Source organism: Nocardioides terrigena (genome assembly GCF_003047265.1).
GTDB lineage: Bacteria > Actinomycetota > Actinomycetes > Propionibacteriales > Nocardioidaceae > Nocardioides > Nocardioides terrigena.
Window position 1 is genome coordinate 264,363 of sequence record NZ_PZYY01000007.1, and the last position, 13,958, is coordinate 278,320.

Genomic DNA, 13,958 nt, shown 5'->3' on the forward strand with positions numbered 1-13,958 from the left:
CAAGCCCGAGCGGGCCGCCTCGGCTCCCTCTTGACCGAGCAGGTCCGCCAGCCACTGCTGCGCAACGGCTACGCGCTGGTGCTCAACTCCGGGACGACCGCACTCCTCGGGATGGGGTTCTGGGTGCTGGCCGCGCGGCGCTTCACTGTGGAGGAGATCGGGGTCGGCTCGGCGCTGGTGGCCGCGCTGGCCCTGTTGTCGACGATCGCCCAGCTCAACCTGGCGAACGTCCTGGTGCGGTTCCTGCCCACCGCAGGTCGGAACACCGCTCGGGTGATCGCCGGGTGCTCCCTGGCCTCCGGCTCCGCTGCGGTCGTGGTCGGTGTCGTCTTCCTCACGGGTGCCCGGTGGTGGGCGCCCACCCTGCCGCTGAACACCCACGACCTGCGCCTCGACGTCTGGTTCGTCGTCGCCCTGGTGCTGTGGTGCCTGTTCGTGCTGCAGGACGGCGCCCTGTCCGGTCTGCGCCAGTCGGACTGGGTGCTCGGGAAGAACACCGCACACGGGGTCCTCAAGCTGTGCGCCCTCCTGGTCCCGGTCATCGCCCTTTCCTCCTACGGTGTGTTCCTCGCCTGGACCATCCCAGTGGCCGCGATCCTGGTGGCGGTCGGCCTCGTGATGGTCCGTCGACTCGTCCCCGCCCACGTCGCCCGCACGGCCTCACTGGCGCAACCCGTTGCGCCCCGGCAGATCGTGCGCTTCGCCTCCTTCGACTACGTCGTCGCGCTCGTGGGCACCGGCCTGACCAGTGCGCTGCCCCTCGTCGTGCTCGAGACCTCCGGGGCCGCGACCGCGGCCTACTTCACCTTGGCGTGGAGCATCTCCTACTCGCTCTACCTGGTCAGCCGCAGCATGGCCACCTCACTGCTGGTGGAGGGGGCGGGCGACGTCTCGCGGCTGGGTGAGTACAGCTATCGCGCGCTCGTGCACACCAGCGCGATCCTGGCCCCCCTCGTGGCTGCCACGGTCCTGCTCGCCCCGGTGCTGATGCGGATGTTCGGGGAGGAGTACGCCGCCGAGGGGAGCACCGTGCTGCGCCTCCTGGCGCTCTCGGCGCTGCCGTCCGCCGTCGTGGTCGTCTACAGCGCCGTGGAGAGGGTCCGGAAGCGGATGCTCCGGCTGGTCGTGGTCACCGTCTCCATCAACGCCACTGCCCTTGCGCTCATCTGGGTGTTGCTCCGGACCCATGGGCTGCCGGGCCTCGGCGTCGCCTGGCTGGGCACCCAGACGGTGGCCGCGGCCCTCCTGCTCGCCACCACGTTGGGCCCGATGTGGGTTCCCCACCTCCAGGGCCGGATGGCGTCCTGGCTCGTACGGGTGGCCAGCGACGCCCGGTCCGACGCCCACCGACGAGCGCAGGGGCGACTGCTTGAGCGCCACTACCCGGAGCTGGCAGCTACCTTGGGGCTCGACCCCGCGTGGCAGGTCCAGCGGGTGTTCCCCACCGTCGGCGACGTGGCGGTCGCCGAGGTGGGGGGCGCGGTCTCCAAGGCGATCCTCAAGCTCGCACTCACCGACCGGGGGTCGGATGCACTGCTCGCGTCGTGCCGGGCGGTGGACGCCTTGTCGTCGGACCCCCGTGTGGACGGATGGGCGGGCCTGCTGCCGCGGACGCTGGCGATTGGTCGGGATTCCGGACGGTTGGTGGTGCTCGAGCGCCGTGTCGTCGGGAGGGACGGTCGGGACGTGATCGCTCAGGCGCCGGACGACATCCCGGTCTCGACGGTTCTCGGCGACATCAGCTCACTGCACCGGCGCACCGGCCGCACCGCCGTGATGGACGCGCCGCTGCTGGGATCGTGGGTGGACGAGCCCGTCGCCCTCCTCGAGACCTGGCTCGACCCCACGGCACCGCCCGGGGCGACCGGGGGCCTCCGGACGCTCCTGCGGCACGGATGGCAGGGCCGAACGGTGACCCTCAGCTGGACCCACGGTGACCTGGCCCCCGGCAACGTGGTCTTCAGTGGCGAGGGTCGTCGGACCGCGGGGATCATCGACTGGGAGCGGGCTCGCGCCGACGGGATGTCCGAGCTGGACCGCACGCACTTCCTGCTCACAGCCCGGATGCTGCGCGAGGACCGGGAGCTCGGCAGCCTGGTGTGCGAGCTCGTACGACGACCCGAGCTCGGCGCGGGGGGCCTGGGCGATCCCGCCCTGGTCCTTCTTGCCTGGCTGGACCACGTCGTGGGCATCGTCTCCAAGAGCGACCGCTTCCCTCCCAACGGCTTCTGGGCGGCCCGCAACGTCCATCCGGTGCTGCGTCAGGTCGGGAGCATGACATGAGTGCGACCGTGAAGAGCGATGTCAGGTCGCCGACGCGGGAGGAGGCCGCACGCCGCGTCCGGACAGGGTGGGTGAGCTCGCTCGTGGAGCTCGGCGTGGCGTCGAGCCTGTGGGTCCTGACGCTGTCCCTGGTCGACGTGCGCGCGATGACCGACCTGGGTCTGGTCTCGGTGCTGCCGTGGACCGCGTGGGCCGCCCTGGCAGTGGTGGCCCTCAGCTTCGCCCGCGCGCTCGGCCGGTCGACGTCACCCGGCTGGCTGCTGACGGGTTACCCCCTGGTCCTGTCCCTCCTCGTCTTCTGCACGCCGCCGATCCTCTACGGGACGCCTCGCTACTCCTGGGCCTGGAAGCACGCCGGGATCGTCGACTTCATCGACCGCACGGGAGCGGTGGACCCGCAGGTCGACGTGCTCGCCGTCTACCACAGCTGGCCGGGGTTCTTCGCCGCCAACGCGATGCTGAGCGACCTGGCCGGGTTCGACACCTCCTTGAGCTATGCCGCCTGGGCGGAGCCAATCCTGAACCTGCTGGCGCTCTCGGCGGTGCTTTCCCTCATCCGGGCCTTCACCACCGACGCCCGGACGATCGCGGTCGGCGGATGGTTGTTCGTGCTGGGCAACTGGGTCGGGCAGGGCTACTTCTCCCCGCAGGGGATCAACTTCGTCTGGTACCTGACGGTGATGACCGTCCTCCTGCGTTGGTTCCCCGGCCGTCCTGCCCCGTCCACCCCGGACCCGGGTGCGGCCAGGCGAGTGGGTCTGTGCGCCGTGGTCCTGCTGCTCCTCGTCAGCATCGTGAGCACCCACCAGCTCACCCCGGTGATCACGCTGCTCGTGCTGACCGCGCTGGTCGTCCTTCGGCAGACCAGCCTGCGAGTCCTGCCCTCCTTCCTGGGCGTGGTGCTGGGCGCCTGGGTGTTGTACGTCGCCGAGCCGTTCACCCGCACCGAGCTGCGCGAGGCACTCAGCGAGGTCGGGACGGTGGGCTCCAACCTCGAGAGCACCCTGATCGGCTACGGGACCGCCACTGCCGGTCAGATCCTGGTCTCCCTGGCGACGCGCGTCTTCACCGTGGGCTTCTGCCTGATGGCCGCACTCGGGGTCCTCACCGCCTGGCGGTCCGGACGCCGGGACCATGCGGCCCTCGTCCTGGCCGTCGTACCGTTCGTGACGGTCGGAGTCAGCACGTACGGCAACGAGGTGCTGTTCCGTGCCTACCTGTTCGCCATGCCCGGGTTGGCCTTCTTCGCGGCCGTCCTGCTGTGGCCACCGGGGACACCAGCGGTCCGCCGACGAGCGGCGCTGGTGGGTGTGGTGACCGTGCCCCTCATGGTCGGGTCCGGCCTCGCGCAGTTCGGCAACGACCGTCAGTACCACTTCACGCCCGAGGAGGTCGCGGCGGCCGAGTTCGTCTACGACAATGCTCCACCCGGGAGCCTGCTGATCGAGGGCTCCCGCAACTATCCCTCGCAGTTCCGCAACTACGAGCGGTTCACCTACGTCCCGATCGCTCGTGAGGATCCCGAGGACATCCAGCGGATACTCGACGACCCCGTGCAGGCGATGTCGCGCTGGATGAGTGACACCGACACCTACTCCGCGTCCTACCTCATCATCACCAGGTCCCAGATCGTCGCCACCACGGCCCTGGGGGAGATCCCCGGGGACGGCCTGATCGGGATCGAGGCCGCGCTGAGATCGTCGCCCGAGTTCCGGGTGGTCTTCGAGAACCGGGACGCCACCGTGTTCGAGCTGGCCACCGACTCCGGGGGCGGGGCCTCGTGAGCTGCCCGGGATCCCCGGTCGTCATCCGCGCGCTGCTGACCACCCTGTCCGGTCTGGCGGCCGTCGCCGTCGTGCTGGGGGACATGGGCGCACCGGTACAGCCGGTGCTGGTCCTCTGGTTCGTGCTCGTCTGCCCGGGGATGGCGTTCGTCGGCCTGATCCGGCCTCCTTCGCTCCTGTTCGCGCTGACCCTGTCGATAGCGGTCAGCTGCGCGCTGGCGGTCATGGTCTCCCAGGCCCTGCTCTTCGCTGGGGCGTGGAGCCCCGTGACTGGCCTGGTCGTCCTGGCAGGACTCACCGTGGTGGGTGCAGGGGCCGATCTCCGGGCCGCTCGTCGAGCCGGACCGGTGGGCGTCGACACGAGTGAGGGCCGATGAGTGCCACCGTCCCGCTGTTGTCCCTGATCGGCCTCCTGGGGCTGCTTGCCCTCATGAAGGCGCATCACCCGGGGGAGACCCGAGACGCGGACCGGTTCTTGATGGTGGTGGCGTCGGCCCAGGGATTGGTCGTGCTCGTCCTCGCCCTGAGCCAGCTGCTCGCCCTGACCCGGCCCTGACCGTCGGCCTCTCCCGCACCCCTCCCGGTGGGTGCTCGCGCCGGGTCCGGTCCCGTCCGCGCTGTACCGTGACGGGCACGTCGTACCCGGTCCCTCGATTCCCTCGATCCCCTGAGTGAGTTGATGTCGTGGCTCATCGCCTGCTGTCCCGTCTGGCCCTCGTGGTCGGTGCCGTGCTGCTCGCCAGCACCTCGGTCCCGTCGTACGCGTCGCACCCGACCGCCGGATACGCCCTCGCCGAGGAGCGCAGCTCCGCGGCCGTGACACCGGTCGGGGTGCCGGGGCGATGGAGGTTGGTCTTCAGCGACGAGTTCGGGGGCACCCGCCTCGACCTCGACAAGTGGCGGCCCAACTGGCTCGCTGGATCGGACCGGGAGGTCACCAAGCCTGTGAACAGCGCCGAAATCGCGGCGTACGACCCCCGACAGGTGCGGGTGGCCCGGGGGTCGCTGCGACTGCGCGCCGTGAGACGTGACATCAGGGACAACCGGGGCAGGCGGTACCAGTACGCCTCGGGACTGGTGGAGTCCTACCACGACTACCAGTTCCGTTACGGCTACGCCGAGGCGCGGATGTTCCTCGCGGCCAACACCGACCCCTCGCTGGGGGATGTCGGCAGCTGTGGTCCCAACTGGCCGGCCTTCTGGATGAACGGCGAGAACCACCCCCAGGACGGAGAGATCGACGTCATGGAGTGCCTGAGCGATGACGACGTCGCCTGGCACTACTGGTGGGCCGGGGGCACCAACGGCGGCTACCCTGACCGCTGGAAGGGCAGCATGCCCGGCGGGGGAGGGTGGCACACCTTCGGAGTGGACTGGCGGCCCGGCCGCCTGACGTTCTACTACGACGGTCGCAGGGTGGGTACCCACACCCGCGGCGTCACCGGGTCGCCCCACTTCCTCATCCTCAACCACGGGATCAGCGGCCCCCTGGTCAAGGTGCCTGCGACGCTCAAGGTCGACTACGTGCGCGTATGGAAGACGAGGCGCTAGCCGGGGAGCGGGTGCGGGTCGCCTGGGCGCCGACGACGGCGACGAACCCGGCGACCACGGCGACGAGGTAGGCCGCCGAGGCGCCGTGGTGGTCCACCACGAAGCCGGCGATCGCGGCCCCGGGCGCGACGCCGGCCATCAGTCCGGTGTGCAGGATGGCCATGCCCTCGGTCAGCCGCCCTGGCGGGACGGTCTGCTCGGTGAGCGACATGGTGGCGATGAGGGTCGGGGCGATCGAGCAGCCGCCCACGAGCAGGGCCAGGAACATCAGCGGGAAGCCCTCGACGAACACGGGCGGGACCATCGCCAGCATCATCGCGAAGGAGCCCCACCGCACCCGGACGGCCGGGCCGCGCTTCCAGGCGATCGCGCCGGTCACGATGCCGGCAAGCATGCTCCCGACGGCCCAGACCGCCAGCAGCCAGCCCGACACCGCCCGCGACCCGGCCTCCTCGGCGAACGCCACGGTGGTGACCTCGGCCGACCCGAACAGGGCGCCCAGCGACAGGCACACCAGGGCGAGGGGGAGCACAGTGCGCCACGGCATGGGTAGCCGGGTGCCACCCCTGCGGTGTTGCCCCGACGGGGGCTCGGTGGCCCGCTGGGCGGCGAACGCGTAGGTGCCGGCCAGGCCAGCGACCACCGCGACGACGAGTCCGGCGACCGGGTGCCAGAGCGTGGCGAGCATCGTGGCCAGGACCGGGCCGACGACGAAGACGACCTCGTCGAGGACCGACTCCAGCGCGTACGCCGTCTGCACCTCACGCGGGCGGTCGAGCAGGTGCGACCACCGGGTGCGCACGCACGCGCCGACCTGGGGCTGGAAGGCGCCGGTGAGCGCCGCGAGCACGTAGGTGAGCAGCATCGGCCAGTCGCGGGTGACCGCCAGGACGAGCAGCATCATCGACACCGCGAAGCCGGTGATGGCCAGCGGCAGCACCCGCCCCTGGCCGAAGCGGTCCACCAGCCGGCCGTGGAGCACGGCGCACGACGCCTGCCCGAGCACCACGACCCCGGAGACGACGCCGGCCACCCCGTAGGACCCGGTCTCGCCCTCCACGAGCAGCACCACGCCGAGCGTCACCATCGACATGGGCAGTCGGGCCACGAGCCCGGCCGAGCTGAAGCGGAAGGCGCCGGGCCGGGACAGCACGCGGCGGTAGGAGTCGAGCATCGCGAGGATGCTAGGCCTCACTAGGCTGGCGACATGAATCCCGACGTGTCGCCGTACGACGCCCTCCTGCTCCTCTCCTTCGGCGGCCCGGAGAAGCCGGCGGACGTCGTGCCGTTCCTCGAGAACGTCACCCGCGGACGCGGCATCCCCCGCGAGCGGCTCGAGGAGGTGGGGGAGCACTACTTCCTCTTCGGTGGGCGCAGCCCGATCAACGACCAGAACCGCGACCTGCTCGCGGCCATCCGCGAGGACCTCGCCGGCAGCGGCATCGACCTCCCGGTCTACTGGGGCAACCGCAACTGGGACCCCTACCTCGCCGACACCCTCACCCAGATGCGCGACGACGGCATCCAGCGAGCGGCGGTGATCACCACGTCGGCGTACTCGTCGTACTCCTCCTGCCGCCAGTACCGCGAGAACCTCGCCGACGCGGTCGCCGCGGTCGAGGGTGCGCCGCGCCTCGAGCGGCTCCGGCAGTACTACAACCACCCCGGCTTCGTGGAGCCCGTCGTGGACGCCACGCTGGCGGCGATGGCCGACCTCCCCGACGCGGTCCGCGAGGGCGCCGAGCTGGTCTTCGTCACCCACTCGATCCCCACCGCCATGGCCGAGTCCAGCGGGCCGCCGCTCGAGGGCGGCAACGCCTACGTGCGCCAGCACCTCGCGGTCGCCGAGGAGATCACCGGGCGGGTGCGCCAGGAGACCGGCCGCCGCCACAAGCACGAGCTCGTCTACTGCTCCCGCTCCGGCTCTCCGCGCATCCCGTGGCTGGAGCCCGACGTCAACGACCACCTCGCCGCCCTCGCCAAGCGCGGTGTCGCCGCCGTCGTGATGATCCCGGTCGGTTTCGTCTCCGACCACATGGAGGTCATCTACGACCTCGACACCGAGGCGATGGCCACGGCCGAGAAGGTCGGCATCGAGGCCGTCCGCGCCGCGACCCCGGGCATCGACCCGCGCTTCGTCGCCATGGTGCGCGACCTGCTGGTCGAGCGGGCGGCGGTCGAGCGGGGCGAGGAGGTCGCCCGCAGCACGGTCGGCGACCAGCGGCCCTGGCGCGAGATCTGCGCGGCCGGGTGCTGCCCCAACCCGCGGGGCCCGCGCCCGGCCCTCTGCGGGTCCGACTGATGTCCCACGACCCGGTCGCGCTGCGCGACATCGCCTCCACCGTCGCGCGCGAGGGCGCCGAGCTGGCCCGTCGCATGCGCCAGGGCGGCATCGACGTGGCCGACACCAAGTCCAGCGCCGTCGACGTCGTCACGGAGGCCGACCGCGCCGTGGAGGCGCTCGTGCGTCGCCGGATCCTCGAGCACCGCCCCGACGACGCGATCCTGGGGGAGGAGGGCGACGACCACCCCGGGACCAGCGGGGTCCGGTGGGTCGTGGACCCGATCGACGGCACCGTCAACTACCTCTACGGCCTGCCCGACTGCGCGGTCTCGGTCGCCGCGGAGGTCGGGGACGAGGTCGTCGCCGGCGTCGTCGTCACCATCCCGACCGGGGTCGAGTACGCCGCGGCCCGCGGCCACGGCGCCACCCGCGACGGCGTCCCCGTCTCGGTCCGACCTGCTCCGCCGCTGGCCGAGATGCTGGTCCTGACCGGCTTCGGCTACCGCGCCGAGGTGCGTGCCCACCAGGTCGCCTCGGTCGCCCGGTTGCTGCCGCAGGTCCGTGACGTTCGTCGCATGGGCTCCTGCTCGCTCGACATCTGCCACGTCGCCGACGGCAGCGGCGACGCGTACGTCGAGGAGGGGCCGGCCCGCTGGGACTGGGCAGCCGCGTCCTTGGTGGCGACCGAGGCGGGGGCCGTGTTCGCCCGCCTGCCGGGCCGGATGAGCGACCACCTGGCCCCCGTGGAGGGTGTGGTGGCGGCCAATCCCGACTGGCCCGGGCGCTCGGTCATCGCGGCGGCCCCGGCTGACGGCTGGGACGACTTCCTCGGCGCCCTGAGGGCGGCGGGTTTCGTGGCCGACCAACCCTGACGGGGCGGGGAATACCGGCGGTCCGAGGCGTGTTGCGGCGACACGTCGAGACCGGCGTGGCGCATGCGCCGGTCATGGTGCACAATCCACCCGCGACGAAGAGGATGAACGATCCAATTTTGCGCTGACGACGTGGATCGCTCGGCATGGGAGAGGGAGCAATGGCTACTGACTACGACGCGCCACGCAAGACCGAAGAGGACCAGAGCGAAGAGAGCATCGAGGAGCTCAAGGCGCGGCGGCACGACAAGAACTCGGGCAAGGTCGACGAGGACGAGGCCGAGGCCGCCGAGTCCTTCGAGCTGCCCGGTGCCGACCTGTCGCACGAGGAGCTCGCCGTCGAGGTGATGCCCCGGCAGGAGGACGAGTTCACCTGCATGAGCTGCTTCCTGGTCCACCACCGTTCGCAGCTCGCGGACGAGAAGAAGCTCATCTGCCGCGACTGCATCTGAGTCGACTCCGCCGGGGACGACCGTCCCCGCGACCGGCAGCACCGCACACGTCGAAGGCCGCGGACCCCGAGGGGGCCGCGGCCTTTCGTGCGCCTGCCCTCTCGGGCGGCCGGTGGGTCAGCTGGTGGGGGTGGGCGCCTTGTCGGCGTCCTGGTCGTCCTTCTGCAGCCCGGGCGGCAGGTGGCCGGTGGACCTCGTGTAGTAGTTGGCCGCCCTGCGGGTGGCCAGCATCCGGGCGATGGCGATGAGCGTGCCGCTCACGGCGGCCCACGCCACGGCCTCCCACACGTCGACGTCGGGGTCGGCCGGGTTGGCCGGCGGGTTCTTGCCGGTCGCCGCGCGCCAGGTCGTGTTGAGGCCCTTCTTCGCGACGGCGGCGGCGCCGAGCGCCGCGGCGAGGGAGAAGACCGACCAGACCTTGCTGCTGTTGTTGCTGCTGCTGGATGCCATACAGGCACCCTACCCAGCGGACCGGGTCCCCATGAGCGCCGCCGCCAGGCGGTCCGGGCGGCGCGTGCTGACGAGCCAGTACGGCGCGGGGTCGGCCGGGTCGGTGATCTCCACGCGCACCCCGCGCTTGAGGTAGGGGCGCAGCAGCAGGTAGGCGCGCGCGTCGGCGTCCTGCCCGGCCACCCGTCGCATCTCCTCGGCGTCGAGCGGGGTCACCTCGCCGACGTGCTCGAGCCCGATGCGGGCCTTGCCGGCCTGCAGGCGGCCGTCGGCGACGACGACCCGGGCCGCGCCGTACGACACGAACGCGACCACCAGTCCGGCCATCGCGAGCCCGGTGACCGTCCACGCCACGACGGGCGGGGTCGCCACCACCACGGCCAGCCACAGCGTGGCCACCAGCATGGTCCCCTGCACCCACCAGCGCAGCGGGACGCCCAGTCGTTCCGCGTACTCCACGCCGCAGAGCCTAGGCGGCACCCCTGCGGGTAGATTCACCGCCCGTGCCCGACGAGCTCCCCACGACCGATCTGCCCGCCGATCTCCCCGCCGACCTCGACGTCGCGATCGTGCGTCTCGACCCGGACCTGCCGCTGCCGTCGTACGCCCACCCCGGTGACGCCGGTGCCGACCTGCGCACCACCGTCGACGTGACGCTGGCACCGGGGGAGCGTGCCCTGGTGCCCACCGGCATCGGCATCGCGCTGCCGGACGGGTACGTCGCGCTGGTGCACCCGCGCTCGGGGCTCGCGGCCCGCCACGGCCTCTCGATCGTCAACAGCCCCGGGACGGTCGACGCGGGCTACCGCGGCGAGGTCAAGGTCATGCTGATCAACCACGACCCGGTCGAGGCGGTGGAGCTGCGGCGCGGCGACCGGATCGCCCAGCTGGTGATCCAGCGCTTCGAACGCGCCCGGTTCGTCGAGGTCGGGCAACTCCCCGACTCCGTACGGGGCGAGGGGGGCTACGGTTCTACAGGGGGCTTCGGTCGTCCCTGACCGCTCGCCCCCGGTCCCCACGGACCGCGAAGGATGCCCACGGCCCAACAGGGTCGTCACGAAGGAGTGATTGCACGTGAAGTTCCGCCGCAAGGCCGAGCCCACGCAGGCGCCGGACGAGTCCGCCCCGTCCGCCGCCGGTGAGACCACCGCCGCGACCGGGGACGAGACCGCAGCCCCTGTCGCACCGACCGGCTCCGGGCCGTTCGACGAGTCCGAGGTCGCCGGCGACGGCGTCGAGCGGGTCGACCTCGGGTCCCTGCTGGTCGCCCCCACGCCGGGCCGCGAGCTGCGCCTGCAGGTCGACGAGCCGACCGGCACCGTGCAGGCGGTGATGCTCGCTGGACCCGACGGGGCCCTGGAGTTCCAGGCGTTCGCGGCACCGCGCAACGGCGACCTCTGGTCGACCGTGCGCCCCCAGATCGCCGCCGACATCGCCCGGCGCGGCGGCACCACCACCGAGCGCGAGGGCCGCTTCGGCACCGAGCTGCTGTGCCAGGTGCCCGTCCAGCGCCCCGACGGCACCCCGGCGACCCAGCCGTCGCGGATCATCGGCGTCAACGGCGACCGCTGGATGCTCCGCGCCTCGCTGCTCGGTCGGCCCGCGCTCGAGCCCGAGGGGGCCGAGGAGTGGGAGGACGCGCTCGCGCAGGTCGTCGTACGCCGCGGCACCACCGCCATGCCCGTCGGCGAGCCGCTGCCGGTCGTGCTGCCCGAGCAGGCGCGACGGGTCAACTGATCACCATGCCCGACACCGCCGGCCCGTCCCCGCACCGCAGCCGACTGCGGCGCAGCCTCTCGCGCTGGGCCGACTCGGAGGACCAGCACGCCCGGGACCTCCGCAAGACGCACGCCACCGTCGCCGGCGAGACCTGCATCGCCGACGCCCCCGACCGTGAGCACGTGCGGCTGCGGGGCACCGTCAAGACCGTGACGCTGCGACCGCGCGGCGGTGTCCCGGCGCTGGAGGCCGAGCTCGACGACGGCACCGGTGTGGTCCTGATCGTGTGGCTGGGCCGCCGCCGGATCGCCGGGGTGGGGCCGGGTCGCGCGATGTACGTCGAGGGCCGCATCGGCACGGCCACCGGCCACCGGATCGTGTTCAACCCGCGCTACGAGCTGATCCCGTGAGCGAGCCGTCCGCGTCGTCCCCGTCCGCACCGTCCCACGTGGCCTCCGTCGCGACGGTCGAGGAGGTCGTGCGCCGGCAGCTCTCGCAGGCCCTCGGCGGACGCCGGGGCATGGTCGAGGCGGCCGTCCCGACCCTCGTCTTCACGGTGCTGTGGCTCACCACGAGCGAGCTGGAGCTGGCGCTGGCCGTCAGCGTGGGTGCGGCGCTGGTGCTGCTCGTCGTGCGCCTCGTGCAGCGCTCCAGCGTCCAGTTCGTCGTCAACGCGCTGGTCGGCATCGGCATCGGCTGGTTCTTCGTGCAGCGGTCGGCGGCGTCCGGCGGCAGCGCCGACGACCAGGCGCTGGCCTACTTCCTGCCCGGGATCCTCTACAACTCCGGCTACACCGTGGTGCTGGTCTTCACCATCGTGATCGGCTGGCCGCTCGTCGGCTTCATGGTCGGCAGCGTGACCGGCGACGCGACCGCCTGGCACCGCGACAAGCAGGTCGTCCGGCTCTGCTCGCTGCTCACCTGGATGCTGGTCCTGCCCTGCGTGGTGCGGGTCGCCCTTCAGGCGCCGGTCTGGCTGGCCGGGACCTCGGGATCGATGGACGCCGACACGGCCGTCGCCGCCCTGGGGATCATGAAGATCGCCCTCGGCTGGCCGCTGCAGCTCGCCGCCCTCGGCGGCATGGTGTGGCTGCTCGCCCGCAACCACACCCCCATGGAGTCCGCTCCGGCCGAGTGACGCTCTGGCGGCCGGAGCGAGGGCTTCGTACGCTCAGCCGCCGTGGTTGTGCGGCGAGAGGAGTCGCTCGAGCCCCTCCTCGACGTCTGCCGGGACGACGAAGAGCAGCTCGTCACCCGCCTCGAGGGGCTGCTCCGCCGACGGGGTGTAGACCTGCCCGTCGCGCAGGATGGTGACCAGCGCGCAGTTGTCGGGGAACGGCACCAGTCCGCTCGGGGTGCCGACGTACGGCGACTCCGGCGGCAGCGTCATCTCGACCAGGTTGGCGTTGCCCTGGCGGAAGGTGAACAGCCGCACCAGGTCGCCGACCGTCACGGCCTCCTCGACCAGGGCGGACATGATCCGCGGCGTCGACACGTTGACGTCGACGCCCCAGGCCTCGGTGAAGAGCCACTCGTTGTTGGGGTGGTTGACCCGACCCACGGTGCGCGGCACGCCGAACTCCGTCTTGGCGAGCAGCGACGTCACGAGGTTGGCCTTGTCGTCACCGGTGGCGGCGATGACCACGTCGCACTTGTCGAGCTGGGCCTCCTCGAGCGAGGACATCTCGCAGGAGTCCGCGAGCAGCCACTCGGCGTTGGGCACCCGCTCGGGCCGGATGGCCGAGGGGGACTTGTCGATGAGCAGGACCTGGTGGCCGTTGTCGATCAGCTCGCGCGCGATCGATCGGCCGACGGCACCGGCCCCGGCGATGGCGACCCTCATGTCAGCCCTCCTCCGGTCCGTGGTCGAGCACGGAGTAGGCGTGCGCGGCGCCTTCCTCGCGGATGACGAGGTGCAGCATGTCGCCCTCCTGGATGACGGTGTCGCGGGTGGGCAGCATGCCCTCGCCCAGGCGGTCGATCCACGCGATGCGGCTGCGGGACTGCTCCTGGAAGTGGATGGTGCGCTGGCCGACCCAGTGCTCGGGGACGCGGATGTGGTCCACGCGGATGGTGCCCGACGGGTCACGGAAGTCCGGCTCGGCGCCCGCAGGCAGGATCCGGCGCAGCACCTGGTCGGCCGTCCACTTGACCGTGGCGACCGTGGTGATGCCGAGGCGCTGGTAGACCTCGGCGCGACCCGGGTCGTAGATGCGGGCGACGACCTGCTGGATCCCGAAGGTCTCGCGGGCGACACGCGCGGCGATGATGTTGGAGTTGTCGCCGCTCGAGACCGCCGCGAAGGCGTCGGCGCGACGGATGCCGGCCTTCTCCAGGACCTCCTGGTCGAAGCCGTAGCCGGTGACCTTGTCGCCGTTGAAGGTCGGCCCCAGGCGTCGGAACGCGTCGGGGTCGCTGTCGATGATTGCGACCGTGTGGTTGCGGTCCTCGAGGCTGCGGGCCAGCGTGGAGCCGACCCGGCCACATCCCATGATGACGACGTGCACGGACGCACCGTATCCCAGTCGGGCGGCGATCCCGGCGGCTCGCCCCAGGGTGGCTA

Annotated in this window: 17 protein-coding genes; 12 read left to right on the top strand and 5 right to left on the bottom strand. The window is 71.9% G+C overall.

From position 1 onward, the window contains the following. Window positions 1-30 precede the first annotated feature (30 nt). From DAE25_RS16925 to DAE25_RS16945, 5 genes are all read left to right on the top strand, one after another. Window positions 31-2,283: a phosphotransferase gene (locus DAE25_RS16925; protein ID WP_159083806.1), complete on the top strand. Its 2,253-nt coding sequence runs from the start codon at window positions 31-33 to the stop codon at window positions 2,281-2,283. Continuing rightward, a complete protein-coding gene (locus DAE25_RS16930) occupies window positions 2,280-4,067 on the top strand; it encodes a hypothetical protein (RefSeq protein ID WP_159083807.1) in 1,788 nt (595 codons plus the stop codon). The genes DAE25_RS16925 and DAE25_RS16930 overlap by 4 nt, the downstream gene beginning before the upstream one ends. Further along, window positions 4,064-4,444: a hypothetical protein gene (locus DAE25_RS16935; protein WP_107767316.1), complete on the top strand. Its 381-nt coding sequence runs from the start codon at window positions 4,064-4,066 to the stop codon at window positions 4,442-4,444. Before DAE25_RS16930 ends, DAE25_RS16935 begins: the two co-directional genes overlap by 4 nt. After that, entirely contained in the window at window positions 4,441-4,623 is a 183-nt protein-coding gene (locus DAE25_RS16940) for a hypothetical protein (RefSeq protein ID WP_107767317.1), read from the top strand. The genes DAE25_RS16935 and DAE25_RS16940 overlap by 4 nt, the downstream gene beginning before the upstream one ends. A gap of 128 nt (window positions 4,624-4,751) precedes the next feature. Further along, the gene (locus DAE25_RS16945) at window positions 4,752-5,618 is read left to right on the top strand and encodes a glycoside hydrolase family 16 protein (RefSeq protein ID WP_107767318.1); all 867 of its coding nucleotides are present in this window, start codon (window positions 4,752-4,754) and stop codon (window positions 5,616-5,618) included. Here the strand turns inward: DAE25_RS16945 and DAE25_RS16950 are convergent. Further along, window positions 5,578-6,792, bottom strand: coding sequence for an MFS transporter (locus tag DAE25_RS16950; protein ID WP_107767319.1), 1,215 nt, complete (start codon window positions 6,790-6,792; stop codon window positions 5,578-5,580). The genes DAE25_RS16945 and DAE25_RS16950 overlap by 41 nt on opposite strands. A gap of 33 nt (window positions 6,793-6,825) precedes the next feature. Between DAE25_RS16950 and DAE25_RS16955 the strand changes: the two genes are divergently transcribed. The 3 genes from DAE25_RS16955 (at window position 6,826) to DAE25_RS16965 (ending at window position 9,226) form a co-directional block, all read left to right on the top strand. Then, complete coding sequence (locus tag DAE25_RS16955; RefSeq protein ID WP_107767320.1) at window positions 6,826-7,920, top strand: ferrochelatase; 1,095 nt, start codon at window positions 6,826-6,828, stop codon at window positions 7,918-7,920. Next, window positions 7,920-8,774 (top strand): inositol monophosphatase family protein, encoded by an 855-nt coding sequence (locus DAE25_RS16960; RefSeq protein ID WP_107767321.1) that lies wholly within the window; start codon window positions 7,920-7,922, stop codon window positions 8,772-8,774. The genes DAE25_RS16955 and DAE25_RS16960 overlap by 1 nt, the downstream gene beginning before the upstream one ends. Window positions 8,775-8,935: 161 nt before the next feature. Continuing rightward, window positions 8,936-9,226 carry a DUF4193 domain-containing protein gene (locus DAE25_RS16965; RefSeq protein WP_056924522.1) on the top strand — a complete coding sequence of 97 codons (291 nt, stop codon included), beginning with the start codon at window positions 8,936-8,938 and terminating at the stop codon, window positions 9,224-9,226. Between the two features lie 117 nt (window positions 9,227-9,343). On the opposite strand, the gene DAE25_RS16970 is transcribed toward DAE25_RS16965, so the two are convergent. After that, complete coding sequence (locus tag DAE25_RS16970; protein ID WP_056886105.1) at window positions 9,344-9,676, bottom strand: DUF4235 domain-containing protein; 333 nt, start codon at window positions 9,674-9,676, stop codon at window positions 9,344-9,346. Between the two features lie 9 nt (window positions 9,677-9,685). Beyond that, entirely contained in the window at window positions 9,686-10,135 is a 450-nt protein-coding gene (locus DAE25_RS16975; RefSeq protein WP_107767322.1) for a DUF3093 domain-containing protein, read from the bottom strand. Between the two features lie 44 nt (window positions 10,136-10,179). Between DAE25_RS16975 and dut the strand changes: the two genes are divergently transcribed. From dut to DAE25_RS16995, 4 genes are all read left to right on the top strand, one after another. Further along, the gene (dut, locus tag DAE25_RS16980; RefSeq protein WP_267895270.1) at window positions 10,180-10,674 is read left to right on the top strand and encodes a dUTP diphosphatase; all 495 of its coding nucleotides are present in this window, start codon (window positions 10,180-10,182) and stop codon (window positions 10,672-10,674) included. A gap of 76 nt (window positions 10,675-10,750) precedes the next feature. Next, entirely contained in the window at window positions 10,751-11,413 is a 663-nt protein-coding gene (locus DAE25_RS16985) for a DUF3710 domain-containing protein (protein ID WP_234411108.1), read from the top strand. Window positions 11,414-11,418: 5 nt separating this feature from the next. Then, a complete protein-coding gene (locus tag DAE25_RS16990) occupies window positions 11,419-11,805 on the top strand; it encodes an OB-fold nucleic acid binding domain-containing protein (RefSeq protein ID WP_107767324.1) in 387 nt (128 codons plus the stop codon). Then, the gene (locus tag DAE25_RS16995) at window positions 11,802-12,533 is read left to right on the top strand and encodes a DUF3159 domain-containing protein (RefSeq protein ID WP_199907648.1); all 732 of its coding nucleotides are present in this window, start codon (window positions 11,802-11,804) and stop codon (window positions 12,531-12,533) included. The genes DAE25_RS16990 and DAE25_RS16995 overlap by 4 nt, the downstream gene beginning before the upstream one ends. Before the next feature lie 33 nt (window positions 12,534-12,566). Here the strand turns inward: DAE25_RS16995 and DAE25_RS17000 are convergent, their stop codons facing one another. Both DAE25_RS17000 and DAE25_RS17005 read right to left on the bottom strand, forming a co-directional pair. Further along, window positions 12,567-13,238: a potassium channel family protein gene (locus DAE25_RS17000; RefSeq protein ID WP_056886110.1), complete on the bottom strand. Its 672-nt coding sequence runs from the start codon at window positions 13,236-13,238 to the stop codon at window positions 12,567-12,569. Between the two features lies 1 nt (window position 13,239). Continuing rightward, the gene (locus tag DAE25_RS17005) at window positions 13,240-13,902 is read right to left on the bottom strand and encodes a potassium channel family protein (protein WP_056886111.1); all 663 of its coding nucleotides are present in this window, start codon (window positions 13,900-13,902) and stop codon (window positions 13,240-13,242) included. Between the last annotated feature and the right edge of the window lie 56 nt (window positions 13,903-13,958).

Excerpts from the sequence above, each read along its gene's own strand:
- DAE25_RS16930 (WP_159083807.1), top strand. The coding sequence starts at position 2,280 with ATGAGTGCGACCGTGAAGAGCGATGTCAGGTCGCCGACGCGGGAGGAG.
- DAE25_RS16940 (WP_107767317.1), top strand. The coding sequence starts at position 4,441 with ATGAGTGCCACCGTCCCGCTGTTGTCCCTGATCGGCCTCCTGGGGCTG.
- DAE25_RS16950 (WP_107767319.1), bottom strand. The coding sequence starts at position 6,792 with ATGCTCGACTCCTACCGCCGCGTGCTGTCCCGGCCCGGCGCCTTCCGC.
- DAE25_RS16955 (WP_107767320.1), top strand. The coding sequence starts at position 6,826 with ATGAATCCCGACGTGTCGCCGTACGACGCCCTCCTGCTCCTCTCCTTC.
- DAE25_RS16960 (WP_107767321.1), top strand. The coding sequence starts at position 7,920 with ATGTCCCACGACCCGGTCGCGCTGCGCGACATCGCCTCCACCGTCGCG.
- DAE25_RS16965 (WP_056924522.1), top strand. The coding sequence starts at position 8,936 with ATGGCTACTGACTACGACGCGCCACGCAAGACCGAAGAGGACCAGAGC.
- DAE25_RS16970 (WP_056886105.1), bottom strand. The coding sequence starts at position 9,676 with ATGGCATCCAGCAGCAGCAACAACAGCAGCAAGGTCTGGTCGGTCTTC.
- DAE25_RS16990 (WP_107767324.1), top strand. The coding sequence starts at position 11,419 with ATGCCCGACACCGCCGGCCCGTCCCCGCACCGCAGCCGACTGCGGCGC.
- DAE25_RS17000 (WP_056886110.1), bottom strand. The coding sequence starts at position 13,238 with ATGAGGGTCGCCATCGCCGGGGCCGGTGCCGTCGGCCGATCGATCGCG.